At 73.5% G+C, this 18,783-nt stretch carries 11 protein-coding genes; 2 read left to right on the top strand and 9 right to left on the bottom strand.

Annotated elements, in window-relative coordinates:
* Positions 1 to 2: 2 nt before the first annotated feature.
* The 3 genes from FXO23_RS01410 to FXO23_RS01400 are packed head-to-tail and all read right to left on the bottom strand — an operon-like array spanning position 3 to position 5,586.
* Positions 3 to 1,892: a YrhB domain-containing protein gene (locus FXO23_RS01410; protein WP_158879657.1), complete on the bottom strand. Its 1,890-nt coding sequence runs from the start codon at positions 1,890 to 1,892 to the stop codon at positions 3 to 5.
* An 8-nt stretch (positions 1,893 to 1,900) separates the two neighbouring features.
* Positions 1,901 to 4,093, bottom strand: coding sequence for an ADP-ribosylglycohydrolase family protein (locus FXO23_RS01405; protein ID WP_158879655.1), 2,193 nt, complete (start codon positions 4,091 to 4,093; stop codon positions 1,901 to 1,903).
* On the bottom strand, positions 4,093 to 5,586 hold the full coding sequence (locus FXO23_RS01400; RefSeq protein WP_158879653.1) for a TNT domain-containing protein: 1,494 nt from the start codon (positions 5,584 to 5,586) through the stop codon (positions 4,093 to 4,095). Before FXO23_RS01400 ends, FXO23_RS01405 begins: the two co-directional genes overlap by 1 nt.
* A 191-nt stretch (positions 5,587 to 5,777) precedes the next feature.
* Here FXO23_RS01400 and FXO23_RS01395 point away from each other — a divergent pair, with 191 nt between their 5' ends.
* Positions 5,778 to 6,260 carry a hypothetical protein gene (locus tag FXO23_RS01395; protein ID WP_158879651.1) on the top strand — a complete coding sequence of 161 codons (483 nt, stop codon included), beginning with the start codon at positions 5,778 to 5,780 and terminating at the stop codon, positions 6,258 to 6,260.
* A gap of 5 nt (positions 6,261 to 6,265) precedes the next feature.
* Here FXO23_RS01395 and FXO23_RS01390 read toward each other — a convergent pair whose 3' ends face one another.
* From FXO23_RS01390 to FXO23_RS01370, 5 genes are all read right to left on the bottom strand, one after another.
* Positions 6,266 to 7,474, bottom strand: coding sequence for an amidase family protein (locus FXO23_RS01390; protein WP_281356464.1), 1,209 nt, complete (start codon positions 7,472 to 7,474; stop codon positions 6,266 to 6,268).
* Complete coding sequence (locus FXO23_RS52180; RefSeq protein WP_158879649.1) at positions 7,435 to 14,967, bottom strand: WXG100-like domain-containing protein; 7,533 nt, start codon at positions 14,965 to 14,967, stop codon at positions 7,435 to 7,437. Before FXO23_RS52180 ends, FXO23_RS01390 begins: the two co-directional genes overlap by 40 nt.
* Before the next feature lie 3 nt (positions 14,968 to 14,970).
* Positions 14,971 to 15,294: a WXG100 family type VII secretion target gene (locus tag FXO23_RS01380; RefSeq protein WP_246256813.1), complete on the bottom strand. Its 324-nt coding sequence runs from the start codon at positions 15,292 to 15,294 to the stop codon at positions 14,971 to 14,973.
* Entirely contained in the window at positions 15,294 to 15,941 is a 648-nt protein-coding gene (locus tag FXO23_RS01375; RefSeq protein ID WP_179956641.1) for a YbaB/EbfC family nucleoid-associated protein, read from the bottom strand. Before FXO23_RS01375 ends, FXO23_RS01380 begins: the two co-directional genes overlap by 1 nt.
* Positions 15,942 to 16,052: 111 nt before the next feature.
* Positions 16,053 to 17,291: an MFS transporter gene (locus FXO23_RS01370; RefSeq protein WP_158880085.1), complete on the bottom strand. Its 1,239-nt coding sequence runs from the start codon at positions 17,289 to 17,291 to the stop codon at positions 16,053 to 16,055.
* Between the two features lie 371 nt (positions 17,292 to 17,662).
* On the opposite strand from FXO23_RS01370, the gene FXO23_RS01365 reads away from it, so the two are divergent.
* Complete coding sequence (locus FXO23_RS01365) at positions 17,663 to 18,244, top strand: YqgE/AlgH family protein (RefSeq protein WP_158879647.1); 582 nt, start codon at positions 17,663 to 17,665, stop codon at positions 18,242 to 18,244.
* Position 18,245: 1 nt separating this feature from the next.
* Here the strand turns inward: FXO23_RS01365 and FXO23_RS01360 are convergent, their stop codons facing one another.
* A complete protein-coding gene (locus FXO23_RS01360) occupies positions 18,246 to 18,668 on the bottom strand; it encodes an SdpI family protein (RefSeq protein WP_158879645.1) in 423 nt (140 codons plus the stop codon).
* Between the last annotated feature and the right edge of the window lie 115 nt (positions 18,669 to 18,783).

Raw genomic sequence — 18,783 nt, 5'->3', positions numbered from 1 at the left:
GTTCAGGTCCGCGGATAGCGCCGCTGCTCCCAGTCGGCCAGCTCGCCCGGCTCCCGGACCACGCCGAACCGGTTGAAGTGCCAGTGCGCGTCCGCGGCCACGTTCTCCACCAGGCCCAGCCGAGGCAGCCCGGCGAGCCAGGATTCGGGCAGCCCCGGCACCCCGCCGCGGGCCCCGGCCATCGCGCCGGCGAGCGCCGCGACCAGCGGATCGCCGCCCGCGGCGCGCAGCGCGAGTTCGGGGTCGTAGTGCCGTTTCGCCGCGGCGAACAGCGCGCGCCCGAGGACGGAAAGCGGCTCGCGGCCGTCGCCGAGGGTGGCCGCCTGCGCGAGATCGTCGGCGTCCCGCTGCTCCCGCAGGGCCAGCACGGTCCGGGCGAGCCCGGTGGCGGGGCCTTCCGCGCGGGTCAGCTCCTGGAGCCGGATGTGGACCGGGAGCGCGAACGCGTCGGTGTCGAGCAGCCGCCAGAACAGCCACACCACGGTGTCCACCGCGGTCGCGGTGTCCTGATCGGTCACGCCGAGCAGGTCGCGGGCGACGGCCCGCGGGTACTCCTCGCCCGCCTCGGCCAGCGGGGTGCCCCCGGCCAGGGTCGCGGCGAGCGCGGTCACCAGCGGCGAACCGGTCGCCGGGCCACCGTCTTCGGCGAGCGCGGTGGCCAGCCAGCCGTCCGTCCGCACCGGGGGCGGGAAACCGGGCGGGATCGTCCCGTCCTCGTTGATCTGCGGGAGACCGCGCAGCACCATGTCGGTGACGGTCAGCAGCTGCCGGGTGAGCGGGCCGAGCCGAACCTCGGACGACAGGGCCCGCGCCTCCCCGGCGGCGAATCCGACGAACGCGCCGACGATCCGGTGCCACGCGAAGTTGCCGTCCTGGGCGGCCCGCGCGGAGAACTTGCCGAACGTCCACGGCACCGGCCGGGGCGCGCCCGCGTCGTCGTAGTGCGTGATCAGCCCGTTGGCGGCCAGATCTTCCGGCCAGGCCGGTTCGCGGCCCTCCCGGAGCCCGCGCAGGTTGCGGAAGTTCCACGCGAAACCGCGCGCGTAGGCGAGGCATTCGTCGACGGTCAGCTCGTAGCCCCGGTTCCGGGCCTGCGCGGCGACCGTGGCCAGGTTCCGGTCCAGCAGCTGCGGCGAGCCGAGCCCGAACTCCCCGGTCAGCTGCTCGGTCGCCGCGGTGACCCGGGGGTCGATCTCGGCCGAGACCTCGTCGACGTACCGGCCACCCGGTTTGCGCCCGGTCGCCGCCGCGGCCAGTTCGTCGTGGTGGAACTCCTCGGCCAGCGGGCGGCCGGGGTCGAGCAGCAGACCGGCGCCGGGCGCCAGCAGGTCCCCTGCCTTGAGCCGCCGCCACCGGGTGTACCCGGCGGTGACCCGCACCGACGAGCTGAACACCGGGTGGTCGACCGCGTCGCCGTAACGCGGCCGGGTCACCGGGTCGCCCCGCTCGTCGAGCGGGGCCAGGACCTCGGTGTCGAGCAGGCGGCGGACGAACGTGGCCCGGTCGATCAGGTCCGACCGGTAGTAGTTGGCCAGGCTTTCCGCCGGGGTGCGCGGAACCGGCCAGCCCCGCCACACCGGCTCCGGGATCTCGTCGAAGTCGGCGGGCTCGTCCTCGTCGACCGGTCCGCCCCCGTCGGCCATCAGCTCGGTGGCGTACCGGATCTCGCCGCCGTCGTCGGGCACCAGCACGACCGGGGTCGGGAAGATGCCCTTGCCGATGTCCTCGCCGTCCAGGAACGCGGCCGCGTTGAACGGCACGGTCCAGCCGTCCGCGCCCCGGGCCACCAGGTCCCGCTGCACGCGCAGCGCGGAATCGCCGACGGTGAGATCGCCTTCCGGGGAGTCGCGCAGCCACGCCTCGACCCGGGCGATCGCCTCTTCCGCGTCCATTACTTCCCTCACCATCCCGGGTACCGCTCTCGCCAGTCGTCCCGTTGCCCCAGCGCCGAATGCCGGTCGAAGTGCCAGAACGCGTCCGTGGCGACGGTTTCGATCAGATACCGCAGTTCCAGCCGCTCCACCCACCGCTGCGGCAGGCCGGGAATCCCGAGCCGGGCGCCGAGCAGCGCCCCGGCCAGGGCCCCGGTGAGCGCGCTGCGGCCGGAGTGGTTCACCGCGCGCAGCAGCGCCTTCTCCGGGTAGTTCTCGTAACCGGAGACCGCGGCCAGCGCGCGGCCGAGCACGGACGGCGTGTCCTGCCCGTCGCCGATCCGTTCCGGATCGCGCAGCCGCGGCAGCCCCTTGGTCTTGAGGTTCGGCACCGCCTCGGCCACCAGGTTCCGGACCGGTTCGCCCCCGGGTTCGGCGGCGACCTGGCGGGCCAGCGCCCAAGCCGGGAACGCGAACTCGTCCTTGGTCAGCGCCCGGTCGAACAGGTCCGCCAGGAACGCGGCGGCCGCCAGATCGGTTTCCTCGGCGTGCGTCAGCCCGGCGAGCAGCCGCACCGCCTGCCGGGCGCCGCCGGTCAGCCCGCTGCCGGGGCCGCCCTCGGTGAGCGCGGCGGGCAGCGCGGGCAGCAGCGCCGACGGTCCGGTGAGGTTCGGCGGCTGGTCCAGCGCCCCGGCGAGCCCGGCCGGTTCGGGATGCCGCTGGGCCCACAGCCCGGGCACCCGGACCAGCCAGCCGTCGGCCTGGTCGTAGGGCACGCCCTGGGTGTCCAGCCAGCGCCGCAGGCCACCCCGGGCGACCTCGGCGAACCGCTCCTGCGCGGCCGGGTCCTCGCGGTGCGGGCTGCGGATCACCGATTCGGTGAAGAACAGCAGCCGCTGGGTCAGCGAACCGATCTGGCCGGGACGTTCGAAGGCCGTCTCGAAATCGGTGACGCCCCGCTCGCCGAACTTCGCCCGGATCTCGGCCAGGCTCAGCGTGTCGACGGCCGCGCCGAGCGCCTCGCCGATCGCGAACCCGACGTACGCGCCGGTGACGCGCTGCCAGCCGTGGCGGAACCCGGGCAGGTCGACGGCGAAGTACTTGCCGAACGTGTCCACCCGCGGTTCGACCCGGCCCTGGTTGTCGTAGCCGGGGGCGAGGCCGTGCGCCGCCAGGTCCTCCGGCCAGGCCGGGGGGTCGGGCTGCCGCGACCGGCGGACCCAGGTCTCGCCGACCACGGTCAGCTCGCATTCGGCCGGGGTGAGTGCGTACCCGCGCTTGCGGGCCTTCTCGGCGGCGGACAGCGGCGGGTCGACCGGTTCGTTCAAGCCGAGTTTGGCGGCGGTTTCGGCGGCGAGCCGGGCGAGGTCGGCCTCGGCCTCCGGGCACCGGCCGTGCACGTCGACCTGGGGCGTGTGCCGGGGGAACTCGGCCAGGGCCCCGGCGAGTTCGGCGGCGGTGACCTGCTCGTAGACCCCGGGCCCCTTGATCGCCACGCTCATCGGGGGCTGGAACGAGGTCAGCGTGCTCGCGTCCATCTTCCACCAGCCGTGCAGGCGCGGCGGCAGGAAGCGGGGTGCGGTGGCGACCTCGAGTTCGTTGCGGTCGGCGTGGAAGTACTGCCGGGGCGTCCGGCCGGTCGCCAGGTCCAGGGGTGCGTAGAACTCGCACGCGAGCAGCCCGATCAGCAGGCGTTCCCGGTCCAGCCAGCCGACGCCGTGGAACTGCAGCAGGTACTCGAGCGGGTTCTCCGGTCGCGGGAAACCGCGGCGGATCGGGCCGGGCGTGTACTCGGGGTTCTCCCGTTCCTCCCCGGTCGGGCGGCCGTCCTCGCCGACCTTCGCCCAGCCCGCGACCGCCTGCTTCGGGACACCGAGGTGGCCGAGGCCGGATTCGGCGTACTCCGGATCGACGATCTCGCGCCAGGTCTCCTCGCCCGGGTAGGTGACCGGGACGCTCAGCCCGCCGGGATGCGGATGCGCCTGGCGCAGTTCGCCGTCCGGTTCGCGCACGATCAGCTTCGGCTGGGGGAAGATCTCCTGGTCGTCCCGGCCCTGGTCGAGGTAGGCGACCGTGTTGTACGGCACCGCCCAGCCCTCCGGGACGCGCAGCACCCGATCGCGGTCCACCCGCAGCGCGACCCCGCCGGGTTCGGACATCTCCGGCCCGTGCACCGCCCGCAGCCACTGCTCGACCTTGGCTACCGCTTCCGCCGGTTCCACTACGACTCCTCGATCAGACTGCCCTCGGACACATGCTCGCCGATCGTCTTCGGCAGCACGTACGCGATCGCCCCGCCGGGGAGGTTCGCCCACGGAATGGTGATGCCGGTGACCGCGTGCAACGTGCGCTGGAGCCGGTACTCCCGCGCCTGGACTTCCCGCTCCAGAGGCAGGGACGTGGTGGCAAACCGTACTCCACGGCGGTGCAGCAGGTTGCCGGTTTCGTCGCCGAACCGCCGCAGGACGGTACCGGCGGCCAGCTGGATGACCCGTTTGTTCCGGAGCAGGGTGAGCGGCGGTTCGCCGTCGACCGGCTGGATCGGCCAGTCGCCCAGTTCCCGCGCGGTTTCCAGCGGGGTCTCCCGGCCCGCTGTGCGCCGCGCCGGGTGCAGCAGGAGCGCGCCGAGCAGGTGCTGCGCCGCGTCGGCGAGCCGGGTGAACCGCACCGGATCGACCGGTTCGCCGCCCGCGTGCCGCGCGACCTCCCAGCCCGCGGCCGTGCCGTTCAGGCACCACGCGCCGTCGGCCCGTTCGCCGATGCGGTAGGCGTCCGGCCAGATGCCGTGCTCGTCGAGGCGGGCCGCGAGCACGGTCAGCAGGTCCTCGTCCGCCAGCGCCGGGTTCGGCTGGACTTCGCGTTCGGCGGCCAGTTCCGCGGGCGCCTTCGCCAGGTCCCCGGGCTCGGGCGCGGGGCGCGGGCGGCCGAGCAGGTCGGCGGCGACCGTGCGGCGCACCAGGTGCTCGACGTACGGCGGCTGGAAGTTCAGCCCGCGGATGTGCTCGACCAGCTCGTTCTCCGGCGGCGTGCCGTACTTGCGCAGGTAGTGCGGCACCGACGCGTGCCAGACCCAGGTGCCGTCGGTGTGGTAGGTCTCCGGCACGTCCGGGGCGGCGTCCGGGGCGAAGATGTCCGGTCCGGGCCGGTTCCCGCTGAGCACCGCCGGTTCCCGCTCCAGGTAGCGCAGCACGAGCGGGACCTCCGCCTCGGGCAGCGGCGGCCGGTCGACGACCGGCGGCTCGCCCTCGGTGTACGCGTCCACCACGCGCGCGTGGTGGAAGGTCCGGCTCAGCGGGGCGCCGGAGAGCAGCCGCCACCAGTCGGGCACGTGCTCGGGCGTCCGGGGGAAGTCGGCCAGTTCCTTGGCGAACACGCCCGCCGGATCCTCCGGCGGCCGCCGCCACACCGGTTCGGCGTCCAGCGCGAAGTCGAAATCGAACGCCCCGGAATCGTCGAGGGTGTACCGCGCCTGCAGCCAGGCGCCGCGGTCCGGTTCGTACATCCCGGCGCGCAGTTCGCCGAGCAGCGCGGCGAGTTCGCCGGGTGCCGGGATCTCGTGGTCACCGGCGTAAAGCTCGACCTCGGTGTGCGCGCCCGCCTGCCGGAAGCCGGCCTCGAGCCGCTGCCAGCCGGTCGGCGCGTGGTCGCGCAGCAACCGGCCGATCCGGGCGAGCAGCGCCCGATGCGGGTCCCCTCCTCGGTCAGGCTGATCCATCGCTCCCACGTCTCCTGCCGCGCCCCGATCGGCGATCACTCTAGTCAGCCCGTCCTCGCCTCGAGCCGCGTTCGCCGAGATCGAACCTGCCGGATGTGCCGTCCCGCCCGGCCGCTCTGTGAAAAGATGCGGACTGTCCAGGCTCGGACGGCGCGCATCCGGGTGCCCCTCGGTGTCGGTGAGGTTTCTCATTGGTCAGTAATCCACATTCCCAGCTGGTCACGCTGCCTTCCGGGGCCCGCCAGTTCCGCGCGGTCGTCGGCTGGGAACACCGATTCGGCCCGGCGCACTGCCTGGCCCGGCTGCACCTGCCGGGCTCGGGCGGCGCCCCGATCGCGGTGGTGTCCGAGATCCGGACCAACGAGCGAGCCCAGGGGATCGGCAGCGAGTTCCCGGCCGTCGCGGACGCCGTGCTCGCGGCGCTGCCGCCCGAGGTCGAGGTGGCCCCGGGGGACCTCGTGTGGCTCGCCCACTTCGGCGAGTTCTCCTCGTTCGAAGCGCTCGACGCACCCGAGCGGTTCCTCCGGATCGACCTCGACTGGGACGGCGAGCACTACCGGGGGGACGTCTCCGGGCACCACATCCTCAAGCGCGCCGACGCCGCGGAACTGCTCCACGGCGTGGAACTCGATCCGGTCCCGCGGGTGCTCGAGGAACTCGGCTGGCGCTACTGACCTGATCACCGGACGTCCCCGGGCATCGGCCAGGGCGCGAGGCGCTCGTACTCCCGGGCCATCCGCAGGAGCAGGTCCTCGCGGTCGTGCCGGGCGACCACGTGCAGCCCGGCCGGGCAGCCGTCTTCGGTGAACCCCGCCGGGATGCTGATCGCGGGATGCCCGCTCAGGTTGAACGCCCAGGTGAGGCTGGTGTTCATCCGGCTGCCGGGGCCTTCGTGGCCGTGCGGCGGCCCCGGCGTGACCGGGGTGAGCAGCAGCTCGGCCCGGCCGAACAGCTCGGCGAGGCGGCGGTCGTTCTCCGCCCGCAGTGCGTTCGCGGGCGCGTGGTCGGCGGCGGGGTCGCGCAGCGCCGGCCAGGCGGGTTCGGGATCGAGCAGTTCCACCGGCTCCTCGATGAGATCCAGTGCGCCCGCCCCGGCCAGTCGCTCGGTGGCCGCCCGGGCGAGTGCGGCGACCGGCCGATCGGTGTCGGCGTAACCGAGGGTCGCCGACCAGGTGGCCACCGGAAGCCGATCGTCGGCCGCCGCCACCGGGCGATCGAGCACGACCGCGAGGGCACGGGCGGCGTCCGCGGCGGTCCGGGTGACCGGGCCCGGTGCGGTGAACCCGGCCGGATCCTTCGACGGCAGCGCGCCACCGGTCACCTTGATCCCGAGAACTCCGCACCACGCGGCGGGAATCCGGGTGGACCCGGCGCCGTCGGTCCCGGTCGCCAGCGGGACGATCCCGGCCGCGACCGCCGCCGCCGAACCCGCCGACGATCCGCCGGGTGTCCGGTCGGCCCGCCAGGGATTCGCGGTCGGCCCGCGGTCGGTCTCGCCCCAGGTCTGCCACGGCGTCGAGCGCCCGGGGACCGAGGTGGCGCCGATCGGGACGCAGCCCGCGGCGACCAGCCGCCGGACCTGGAGCGAGCCGGTCCCTTCCCAGGCCTTGACCCCGATCGGCACCCCGGCCAGGGGCAGGTCCTCGCCCGCGCCGGCGCGCCGATCGATCTCGGCCGCCGCGGCCTTCGCCTCCTCCGGCCAGTGCTCGCGGAAGGCGCGCAGGCGGTCGTCGACTTCGCGCAGGCGCTCGAAGGCCGCGTCCACCACCGCCACCGCGGACAACGCGCCGGTGGTGACCAGTTCGGCGATCCGGGACGCGGTGAGCCCGCGGTACCGCTGGGCGCCGATCACCGCTCGGGGCGGTCGGCCGGGAGCACGACTTTCCACGGCGGCAGCTCGGGGTTGACTTCCTTGCGCACCAGGCGTTCCAGCAGGATCGCCATCTCCACCGGGCCGATCCCGCCCGGCACCGGGGTGACCAGGCCCGGGGTGGCGGAGGATTCCCGCCGCACGTCCCCGGTGACCGAGGAGCCGTCCGGGCTGGGCACGAACCCGGAGTCCACGACCAGCCGGTGCTCCGGCCGCAGGTGCTCGTCGCCGAGGATGCGCGGGGCGCCGGTCACCGAGATGACCACGTCCGCCTCGCGGACCCGGCCGAGGTCGTCGCCCGCGTCCAGTTCGATGATGTGCACGCCCTCGTGCTGGCGGATCTGGTGCATCACGCCCCGCCCGACGAAGCCGCGGGCGCCGACCACGGCGACCGTCGGCTGGTCGGCGAGGAACGGCTCCACCACGCGGCTGATGCCGTCCGCGGTGGCGCAGGCCGGGTAGGCCGAACCGGTGTCGTGCGGCAGGATCGCGTCGATGTCCTTGTCCGGGGACAGATCGGCGACGTAACCCTGGAATTCCGGCGGGGCCGGGAGCTGCACGATGATCGCGGTGTGCGCGTCGCTTTCGTTGTACCGCTCGAGCATCGCGGCGAACTCGGCCGGGGTGGTGCCGGGTGGCAGCTCGTGGTGGTCGATGCCGAACCCGAGCGCGCCGATGTTCTTCACCTTCTGGTTGGCGGACACGCGGGACGCGTCCATCCGCGCGTTCCACGCGGGATCGGCGTCGGGGTCCTGGGCGAAGCGAATGATCGCGACCCGGCGGCCCATCGGCTCGATCAGGTGCCGGTACTCGCGCTGGTAGGCCTCCCGGATGTCGGCGAGGATCGCGCGCCCCGAGATCTGGTTGGGCTCGTCGACCCGAAGCTCCGTCCGGACCTCGCCCGGCAGCGGCGGGGTGTCGTCGGTCCGCGGCGGAACCGGCTGCTGGTGCTCGTCCCGGTCGCCGCCGCTTTCGTCCCGGTGGTGCGGATCGGAAGGATCGGAGGGGGCGGCGCCGTAGCCGCCGTCGTGCGGAACCGCGGCCGCGCGCGAGACGCCCGCGGGCGGGGTGGTCCCGGGCTGGCGGCCGTGCCCCGCCGGGGAGTCCGGCATGGCGACCGGCTGGGACACCGAGGGCACCGGGCGCCCGTCCGGCCCGATCCGGGACGGCTGCGCGTTCTCCGGCAGCGCGTACTCCAGTCGCGGATCCCGCGGGCGGGCGTAGTCGACGCGCGGGTCGACCGGGGTGGCACTCTCCGGCCGGGAGTATTCGACCCGCGGATCCACCGGGCGTTCGGACCGGTGCTGCCCGGTCGCCTCCTCGTCGCGGTGGCGGGGGCCGCGATCCGCCGGTTCCTCGTGCCGGGTCGCGGGGTCGTCGGTCTTCTTGGCGTGTTCGGTTTCCGCGTGGTCCTCGTCGCGGCGCTGGAAGTCCTCGCGGGGATCGCGGGGCCGGTCGCCGGGATCGGCGTCGGTGTCCTTCGGCTCGTGGTGTTTCGAGCCGAGATCCGTCGTGTCGTGGTCCTTCGGCTCGGCCGGGGTGTGTGCCTGCGCGGGTTCGGCGTCCGGTTTCGTGTCCGGTTTCGCGTGCTGGGGCGCCGCGGCCCCGTCGCTGTGCTCCAGCGAGCCGAACGGCAGCAGGTGCATCCGGACCGCCGGTTGCGGCAGGTGCATCAGGGTGCCGCTCTGCGGATCGAGGAACGCCACGCCTTCGCTGGTGTGGGTCACCATCGCCACGTGGCCGAACTCGTTCCCGTACGGATCGAGGTACTTCACCGCGATCACCGCGTGCGATCCGACCGGCTGCTGCCGCATCTCGCGGATCACGCTGTCGTAGTCGCCGTGCTGCTGCCATTCGCCGCCGAGCTGCTGCCGCACGTAATCGCGGGTGCCGAGGGTGCCCATCTCGTGCGGCAGGATCGGTCCGGCGTGCGCGTCGATGCCGAGCAGGCGTTGCGCGTAGGCGACCACGGCACGGGTGCAGTTGGTCTGGTAGCCGTTGGCGAACGCGTCCGGGGTGTGGAAGTTCGGGTTCACCGCGGGCAGCTGCGGATGCCGCTCGCCGACGTAGGCCGCCTGCTGGTGCGGGTTCGCGGTACCGGCGTGGATCGCCGGTTCGCCGGGCGGGTTGGTGGCCTGCGCCAGCGGTGACCAGTCGTGCCCGCCCGCCGCCGGATCCGGCAGGGCCGCCGGGTGGTCGCCCGGATCGCCGTAGCCGTCGAGCCGGTCGGCCACGGCCGAGTGCTCGGCTTCCGCCGGGCCGCGGTCGGTGGAACGGGGTTCCTCCGGGCTTTCGCCGAACGCGTCGAGGAACCGGTTGGCCTGCCGCTGCCGGACTTCTTCGGCTTCCTGCGCGAACCGTTCGCGCCGCTCGGTCATCTTCTGCTTGGTCGCCTCGGGGTCGAGGTGGCGCGGATCGCCGGGGGCGATCTCCTCCGCGTGGATGACCCACTTCTGGCGGCCGTTGTCGAGGGTGACCAGTTCCTTGCTGTGCACCAGCAGTTGCGTGCCGGGCCGGGACAGCGCCTCGCGCTCGCCGGGGTTCTCCGCGAGCCCCGAGATGTCCTTCGCGGTCCTGGACTGGATGTGCAGTTCGACGTCCTGGCCGAACTTCGAGCGCGTCTGGCCCTCGTCCTTGATCGACGCGCTGGTCAGCGTCGGCTCGACGGTGATCTGGCCCGGTTCGTAGTGCCCGGCCGCGAGTTCGGCGAGCCGCCGGTCCCCGCTGAAGTCGATGCCGCGGATCAGCTCGCCGTGGAAGTCGGGCAGTTCCCGCAGCCCGGCGACCACCGCGCGCACCTGGTGCCGACCTTGTTCGAAGGTTTCGTGGCTTTCGCCGACGCGGTGCGTTTCGTTGGCGTGGTAGGCGATCTCGCTGCGCGTGTAGCCGTGGACCGCGACCGCGCCCTCGTCGGACATGTGGGCGTACGCCGGGTTTTCGTCCCGCAGGCGCAGCGCCTTGTCCCGGGCTCCCTCGAAGTGGTCCCCGAGCGCCTCGCGGACGCTCGCGGTGTCGGCGCGGGTGGCACGGTGTTCGGGATCGAACAGGTAGTCCTCGCTCGGGGACTGCCCGGCGTGGTCGATCCGTTCGTTCGGTTCCTGTTCGGTGCGGTCGGCCGCGGGTTCGTCCGGCTTCGCCGGTTCTTCGGCACGGGCTGGTTCCTCGGTGCGCGGCGCGGAATCGGTGTCCGGTTTCTGCTCGGTGTGCGCGGACTCCGGCTCGCCGCGCGTGCCCTGGTGCGCCGCGTCCGGCGCCTCCGCGCGGTGGTACGGCAGCAGGCTCACCGTCGCCGGGTTGGGCGGCAGGCTGGCCAGCCGGTTGCGCTGCGGATCGACGATCGCGACCCCGTGTTCGGTGTGCACCACGGAAACCACGTGGCCGCGCCGGCGCGGGTACGACTCCGGCGAACCGGGTGTGGCGTTCGGGTCCGGCGGCACGTCGTACTGGTAGGCCAGCACCGCACGCGACCCGACCGGCTGGCGAGCGACCTCGTTGATCGCGCTCGCGAAGTCCTGGTTGTGGTGCTGCCACTGCCCGCCGAGGCTCTGCTGCAGGTACTCCAGCGTGCCCTTGCCGCGCATCTCGTGCGGCAGCACCGGTTCCGCGGGATGCGAGTTGCCCTGCAGGTGGTGTTCGAACGCCTCCACCGACCGCGTGCAGTTGGTCCGGAAACCGTTGTCCATCGCGCCCGGCGCGTAGAACTCGCGCGCGTTGACCCCGGCCATCCCGGGGAACTGGTCGCGCAGGAAGCGCACCTGCTGCTGCGGGGTTTCCGCGGTCCCGGCGTGGATCGCGGGCACGCCCGGCGGGTGGGTGGTCTGGTTGAGCCCGGACCAGCCGCCCTCGGGCTCGCCCATGTTCGGCTTGTCCTCGGGCTCGGGCGTGTGCGCCGGGGTCGGTTCCGGCTGCGCGTCCGGCGGGTCGAACGGGTTCAGCAGGGCCTTGATGTCGTTGCGCGGCGGGGTGGCGACCTCCTCGTCCGCGGCCCGGGCCCGGCGCTCGTCCATCTTCTGGCGCGCGGTGTCCGGGTCGAGGTAGCGCGGGTCGCCCGGCGCGATCTCCTCGGCGTGGATGACCCACTTCTGCTTGCCGCCGGGGAGGGTGACCAGTTCCTTGCTGTGCACCAGGAGCTGGGTGCCCGGCTTGTAGAGCACCTCCCGTTCCTTCTGGACCGACGCGAGGTCGGAGATGTCGCGGCCGGTCTTCGACCGCACGCGCAGCTCGACCTCGCCGGGGAACGCGCTGTTGCGGTGTTCCGGGGTGACCCGCGACGAGCTGTTGAACTGCGTTTCGACGGTGATCTGGCCCGGCTCGTAGTGCCCGGCGACCAGCGCGGCCTTGTGCGGGTTGTTCTCGCAGTGGATCGTGCGGACGGTCTCGCCCTCGAACCGCGGCAGCTCGTTGAGGCCCGAGACGATCGCGCGCGCCTGGTGCACCAGATGGGCCAGCTCGGGGCTGCCGGTGCGCAGCGCGTCGTTGAGCGCGCGGAAGACCTCGTGCCGGGTGTAGCTGTGCACGGCGTAGGCGCCGTCGTCGGACATGTGCCGCAGCGACGCGAGCTGGTCGCGCCGCAGCAGCGCTTCGCGGTAGACCTGCTCGTGCCGCAGTTCGCCGTTGTGGTTGACGATCCCGGTGTCCAGCTGGGTCTCCTCCAGCTGGGCGAAGTCCTCGCGCCGGTCGGTGCGGAAGCCCTCGGGGTCGGCCAGGTACGCCTCGTCCGGATGGATCCGGGTGCCCTCGCCGAACTCGTGCCGCTGACCGGCGCCGGTCTCCGCGTGCTGCTGCTGGTCCTGGTGGTCCCGCTGCTGTTCGCGGGTGTCCCGCTGGTCCTGGGCCTCCTGGCGCTCTTGGTGGTCCTGGCGTTCCTGGGTGTCCTGCCGGTCGTGCGGCGGCTGCTGCTCGGCTTCCGGGGTGCGCTCGGCCCACTGCACGCGCGGATCCTGTGCGCGCGCCGGAACGTCCGGCCGGGTCTGCGGCGGCTGGGCCGGGATGTCCGGACGCGTTTGCGGCGGCTGCGCGGGCGGTTCCTGGCCGCGCGACGGCCAGCCACCGGCCCGCGGATCCGGAACCTGCGGCCCGCCCGGACCGGGGCGGGGACCGCCCTGGCGCGGGTCGAAGCCCTGCGGCGGTCCTTGCGGACGCGGACCGGGACCCGGCGGCGGCAGCGGGCCGCGGCCACCCGGTCCGGGTGGTGGCGGGCCCTGTGGCCGCGGCGGGGGCGGCGGCCCCTGCGGGCGCGGACCCGGGCCGTAGTTCTGCGGTCCGCCGGGACGCTGCGGGTATCCGGGCGGTGGCGGCCCCTGGGGCCGGGGCGGAGGCGGTGGCATGGGCGGCGGGCCCTGGCGCGCCCCCGGCGGGATGTGTTGCGGCGGTCCTTGGGGTGGGAAACCGCGCTGCTGCGGATGTCCCGGGGGCGGTGGTCCGGGCTGGCGGGGCGGTTGCGGACCGCCCGGGCGGCCACCGCCGTTCGGGCCGCCGGGCTGGCCGCCACCCGGCATCGGCTGGGGCGGCGGGAAGCCGCCCGGTGGCGGGCCCTGGTGCTGCGGGGCCGGGCCCTGCTGCGGAGGCGGCTGGTTCTCCGGACGTCCGGGTGTCCCGTCCGGCCGCTGACCGAAACCGGGGGTGAACCCGGCCGCGGTGACGGCGTCCTGCCGGGGGTTGGGGTGCTGCCCGCCCGGCGAACCGGGGCCGAAACCACCGGGTGGCGCCTGGCCGTACCCACCCGAGGCCGGGGCGTGTCCGGTCGACGCGGCCGGGGCCTGGCCGTAGCCGCCGGAACCCGAACTCGGGGCGTGCGAAGCGGATCCGCCGCCGGCGGAACCGGGGCTGCCCCCGGCCGGGGCGCCACCCATCGGGGCGCCGCCCGGCTGACCGCCGGGCTGGTTGCCGGGGCTGGAGGTGCCCCCGCCGTCGGGAGTGCCGTGCTGCTGGGCCGCCGCGGCGGGCTGCTGCTGCGCGGGGGCGGCCGTGTGCTGACCGGCGTCCGGTCCGCTCTCCGGGCGATCGAGGGTGACCGCGGACTGCGACGAGACGTGCTCGCTCCCCCGCGGCGGCTGCGCTTCCGGATCCGGGGTGTGGTGCGGCGCGCCACCGGAGTCCCCGCCGGACGAGGCGTGGTGAGCGGGCGGATCGGCGGTGGCCGAGGGCGCCGGAGAATGCGTCGCCGGGGCGGGCGAGGTGTCCGGCGCGGACCGGGTCGAGGCGGCGTCCGAACGCGAACCGGTGTCCCCGGGCGAACCGGAGTCCGTCCGCGGGGCGGGATCGGATCGCGTGCCGGGGTCCGCGTGGCCGGAACCCCGGGTGTCCGGCGCACCGGGATCGGCCGGGGCGGACCGGGTAGAGGGATCGGAGTCCGCCCGCGAACCGGAATCCGGCCGCGATCCCGAGTCCGAAGTGGACCCGGGATCCGGCTGGGAACCCGGGTCGGACCGCGAACCGGAATCGGAACGGGAGCCCGAGTCCGGACGGGAACCGGAGTCGGGGGGAGCGGAGGCCGGATCCGAACCGGGTGCGGGGCCGGCGGGGTCACCGCCGCTCGGATCCGGCGAACCGCCGTCCGGCGTGTGCGGGGTGTTCGGGCTGTTGATGCCCTTGAAGTGGTCCTTCGCGCCGTCGACGCCGCTGCTGACCGCACCGGCGGAGGCGCCCTTGGCGACATCGGAGAGGGAGAGGTCCTCCCCGGTGACCACGGCCTGGCCGACCGTGCTCGCCGCGCCTTCTGCGGCGCCCTGCACCATCTTGCCGGGGACGCTGAAGCCCTCGTCGCCGCGCATCTTCTTGCTGATGCCGCCGCTGGCCGCGCCGACCGCACCGTCGACGGCGCCGCCGATCGCGCCGTCCTTGGTCTTGCCCCAGTCCCATTCCTTGCGGTCGCCCTTGGCCATCTGCACGCCCTGGATCCCGGCGTCCATGGCCACGTTCATGGCCACGTTCTTGCCGACTTCCTTGGCGAGCTTCTTCAGGCCCTCCTTGAGGAACTTCTCCAGCAGCTCCTTGGCGAGCTTCTTGAAGCCCTCCTGCATCAGCTTCTGGAGCAGCTGCCGGAAGATCATCTGGACGGTCATCCGGGTGGCCACCTGCGCGGGCACGATCCCGGCCGTCGACGCGCCGAAACTGGGCGCGGCGGCCGCGATCATCGCCGCGATCTGCGCGGCCAGGATGATCAGCGAGATGATGATCATGTACTTCGTGTACTCGACGTCCAGCGCGGTCTGGTCGCACGAGTCGCCGAGCGCCTTGGTGGCCTCGGCCAGGGATTTGAAGTAGGCCTCGTCGCCCTGGACGAACTTGTTCCAGTTCTCCTTGAAGGCTTCGGCGGAGTCGCCGGTCCAGGTGCCCAGGACCGCCTCGGCGGCCTGGTTGCCGTTGGTGATGATCGGTTCGAGGGCCTTGGACGCGGTGTGCCAGGCGTCGCGCAGCTCACGCAGCTTGTCCTCGTCGCCCTCGGGCCAGCTCTCCCCCACGACGATCGGCAGCAGCCATTTGACCGCGTCGGGCATCTCCATACCCATGCGCTACGGCCCCTTGCTGCTGATGTTCTTCATGGCCTCCGCGTTTCTCGCGTCATGCCCCTCGGCGCCGGACTCCACGTTCTTCCGGAGCCCGGCCACGCCCTGGGCGAGGGTGCCGAACGCCTCGACGGCCTGCTGCGCGCCGGGCACGTAGTCCTTCGCGAACTCCTTGCCGGATTCGTCGCCGCCCCAGCACTCCCCGGCGGCCTGCAGCGCGCTCTCCAGTTCCCGCTTGGCGGCGTTCAACCCGTCCACCACCGGTCCGAATCGCCCGGCGCCCGTCTTGACGGCGTCCGGGTCCATCGTGAAGCCGCTGCCCTCCGGCATCAGTCACGCCCCCTGGTCAGCCAGCTGTCCGGCGGTTCTTCGTCCTCTTCTTCCGGCGTCGGACGTGCTCGCCGCGTGCTCGGTTTCGGCGGGGGCGGCGGTGTGGGTCGGCTCACAGGCGGCGGGGGCGGTGGCGCCGACTGCCCGCTCTGCATGATCGAACCGGCGTTCGGGTCCTCGAACGATTCGGCGCGGTCCAGCGGCGCGGGCGCGGCTTCCGGTTCCGGCGGGCGGTAGTCGGGGATCTCCGGCAGCAGGCCCTTGAGCGACGGCGCGCCCTCGATGAAGTCGGACAGGTCCGGCAGGTCTTCGGTGAGCGGGCGCATCAGCTCGGCGACCTGCTGCTTGACCTGCAGCGTCCCGCGTCGCACCAGGTCCTGGACCGTGCGCGCGAGCGATTCCGGGTTGCTGCGCTCGAAGGTGTTCGGGGCGAACCGCAACTGGCTGAGCACGCCGGCCGCGTCGACGGTGACCGTGACCAGGCCGTCCGGGGAGGTCAGCGTGGCCGTCGCCTGCGCCGCGGCGGCCTGGGCCTCGTGGAGCTGCTCGGTCTGCCGGTTGAACTGCTCGAGCAGCTCGTCGACCTGGTTCTTCATCGCGGCGTTGCGCGCTTCGAGACTCGCGCGATCGTCGCCAGGCGTGGTCACTCCGGCCCCCGGGGATGGTGGGTTTGTTCGAACACGCGTCACCCTAATGGCAAGGCGAATGGACCAATCGAGGTTCCATTCAAAGGGGCGACGATCGTTCGCTTTCGCGAATCACGCTGCTCGGTCGCGGCGCGCGACGGCCAGGTAACCCGCCGCGCCGAGCAGGTAGCAGAAGGTGGCGATGATCAGCAACGCGGGCGAGTGGCCGTCGAGCGGGGTGAGCGCGGCCGCGCCGGAGACCGCGGCGACCAGGGTGAGGTTGAACAAGGTGTCGTAGAGCGTGAACACCCGGCCGACGGCTTCGTCGCCGATGTCCTGCTGGATCGCCGAGTCGACGCACAGCTTGAGCACCTGCCCGGCGAAGGTGATCGCGAACGAGGCGAGCAGCGCGGTCGGCAGCACCATCGGCAGGCCGAGCCCGGCCTGCGCGGCGGCGGCCGCGACGAGCGCGCCGAGGACCGCGCGGTGCCGCCCGAAGCGGCGGACCAGCCGGGGCGTCAGGAAACCGGCGAGCAGGGTGCCCGCCCCCGCCATCAGCGCCATCTGGCCGAGTCCGGGCAGCCCGGCGCGGAAGAGCCCGAGGTCGGTGAACGAGTACCGCATCAGCAGCACGGTCAGCAGCAGCGAGATGCCGTACGCGGCGCGGTGCGCGAACAGCGCGACGAACCCGGCGGTGACCCGCGGCGCGCCCAGGGCGGCCCGGGCCCCGTCGACGTATCCCCGCGCCACCGCCAGCACCGGGTCCGCCGGTTCGTCCACTGTGGACGGGCCGAGGCTGCCGCGGGCGAACTGGGCGGCGATCGCCGCGGAGGCCACCGTGAAGACGACCGCGACCGAGGTGGTCCAGGCCGAACCGACGTCCCCGGAGCCGAGCACCGCGCGCAGGCCGATCGCGCAACCGCCGCCGAGCACGGCGACCATCGCGCCGGTGGTGGTGGCGATGGCGTTGGCGGAGACGAGGGTGTTCACCGGCACCACGTGCGGCAGCGAGGCGGACAGCCCGGAGCCGACGAACCGCGAGATCCCCTCGGCGACCAGGGCCAGCGCGAACAGCCCGGCGCCCTCGCCCCCGGTGCCGACGACGATCGCGGTGGCCGCGATCGCGGCCGTGCGCAGGAGGTTCGCGAAGACCAGGGTGCGGCGGCGGTCCCACCGGTCGAGCAGTGCCCCGGCGAACGGCCCGATGAAGGAGTAAGGGAGGAGGAGCACGGCGAAGCCGCCCGCGATGGTCAGCGGATCGGCGGCCCGTTCGGGGTTGAACAGCACCGCCCCGGCGAGCCCGGCGCGGAAGATCCCGTCCGCCCACTGCGAGGCGAACCGGGCGAACAGCAGCCGCCGGAACCCCGGCATCGCCAGGAACGCGCGCAGGCCCGGCCGGTCGACCCGGGAACCCGCGGAGTCCGCCTGTGTAGTCACAAGCCCCGAGCTTAAGACCCGCGAGCGAGGTTCCGGTAAACCCAGCGTGCCGACTTGTTCACTGATTGCCGAAAGCGGAACGGGGTCCCATCGAGCGAGACCCCGTTCCGCAGACGAAAGTGGCACGACGCACTTGGTCGCCTCTCGGCGGCGTGGCGCAGTGTGGCTCCTGCCGAACGGTATTCCACAAAGGCTCTTCTCAAGTGGGCCCGGGGGACACGGAGTGCGCCGGCCACCCAATAGAACGGAAGGACTAGGCGTGTTGTTCCCGTGCGCCGCGACTTCTTTCCGGCGTCGGTGGGATCATGGGGCGCGTGTCAGCGGACGCCGAGGTTGAGCCGGGAACACTCCTGGTCGCTGCCCCCACGATGTTCGATCCCAATTTCCGCCGGACGGTGGTCTTCATCATCGATCACCGGGACGAGGGCACCCTCGGGGTGGTGCTCAACCGGCCGAGCGAGGTACCGGTGGACGACGTGCTGCCCAGCTGGGGCCGCCACGTCGTCGAGCCGCAGGCGGTGTTCGTCGGCGGCCCGGTGGAGAAGAAGACCGCGTTGTGCCTCGCCGCGCTCCGCACCGGGGAGACCGCGGCCGCGGTGCCCGGGCTGATCGCGGTGCGCGGCCCGGTGGCGCTGGTCGATCTGGACGCGGATCCGGATCTGCTGGTGCCGAAGGTCCGCGGGCTGCGGGTGTTCGCCGGGTACGCGGGCTGGGATTCGGGTCAGCTCGCCGGGGAGATCGGCCGCGGTGACTGGCTGATCGTCCCGGCGCTGCCGAGCGACGTGCTCGCGACGCCGGAACGGGATCTCTGGGGTCAGGTGCTGCGCCGCCAGGGCGTGCCGACCGCGCTGCTGGCCACCCACCCGGGCGACCTCCAGCGCAACTGAGTCAGTTGGCTTCGGCGGGCGCGGCCTTGGTCAGGGCGGAACAACCGCCGCACGCGCAACCGGAGCAACCGGCGGGACGGGCCGCCGGGGGCGGGACCGCGGCCGCCGCGCGGTGCCCGAGCACGCCACCGGCCGCGAGCAGCGCGAACGCGCCGACCAGGCCGACCGCGGCCGCGGTGATCGTGCCGCCGAGGGTCGGCATGACGAGCCCGGCGACGCCACCGAGGACGCCGACCGCGCCGCCGATCATGGTCGGCAGGCCGGCCACCTTGTTCCCGATCCGGAACGCCTCGTCGCTGCGCAGGGTGGCCGCGGTGCGGACCCCGGTCGCGCGGTCCCGCGGCAGCTTCTCCCGCCAGCCGAGCAGGCCGCCCCAGCCGACGAGGACACCGAAGAACACGGGAACCAGCGCGATCACGATCACGGGTTTCAGGATAAGCGTCATCTGACGGCAACTTCGCCGATACCCTGGTCGGTTGTGCTACACGCCATGTCACGACGCGTACTCGCAGCCGCCCTGATCGGGTCGCTGTCCCTCA

This window comes from Amycolatopsis anabasis (genome assembly GCF_009765355.1).
GTDB lineage: Bacteria > Actinomycetota > Actinomycetes > Mycobacteriales > Pseudonocardiaceae > Amycolatopsis > Amycolatopsis anabasis.
The sequence above is the reverse complement of the archived record's forward strand: the minus strand, read 5'-3'. Positions and strand labels throughout refer to the sequence as shown.

Excerpts from the sequence above, each read along its gene's own strand:
- FXO23_RS01410 (WP_158879657.1), bottom strand. The coding sequence starts at position 1,892 with ATGGACGCGGAAGAGGCGATCGCCCGGGTCGAGGCGTGGCTGCGCGAC.
- FXO23_RS01400 (WP_158879653.1), bottom strand. The coding sequence starts at position 5,586 with ATGGATCAGCCTGACCGAGGAGGGGACCCGCATCGGGCGCTGCTCGCC.
- FXO23_RS52180 (WP_158879649.1), bottom strand. The coding sequence starts at position 14,967 with ATGGGTATGGAGATGCCCGACGCGGTCAAATGGCTGCTGCCGATCGTC.
- FXO23_RS01380 (WP_246256813.1), bottom strand. The coding sequence starts at position 15,294 with ATGCCGGAGGGCAGCGGCTTCACGATGGACCCGGACGCCGTCAAGACG.
- FXO23_RS01370 (WP_158880085.1), bottom strand. The coding sequence starts at position 17,291 with ATGCCGGGGTTCCGGCGGCTGCTGTTCGCCCGGTTCGCCTCGCAGTGG.
- FXO23_RS01365 (WP_158879647.1), top strand. The coding sequence starts at position 17,663 with ATGGGGCGCGTGTCAGCGGACGCCGAGGTTGAGCCGGGAACACTCCTG.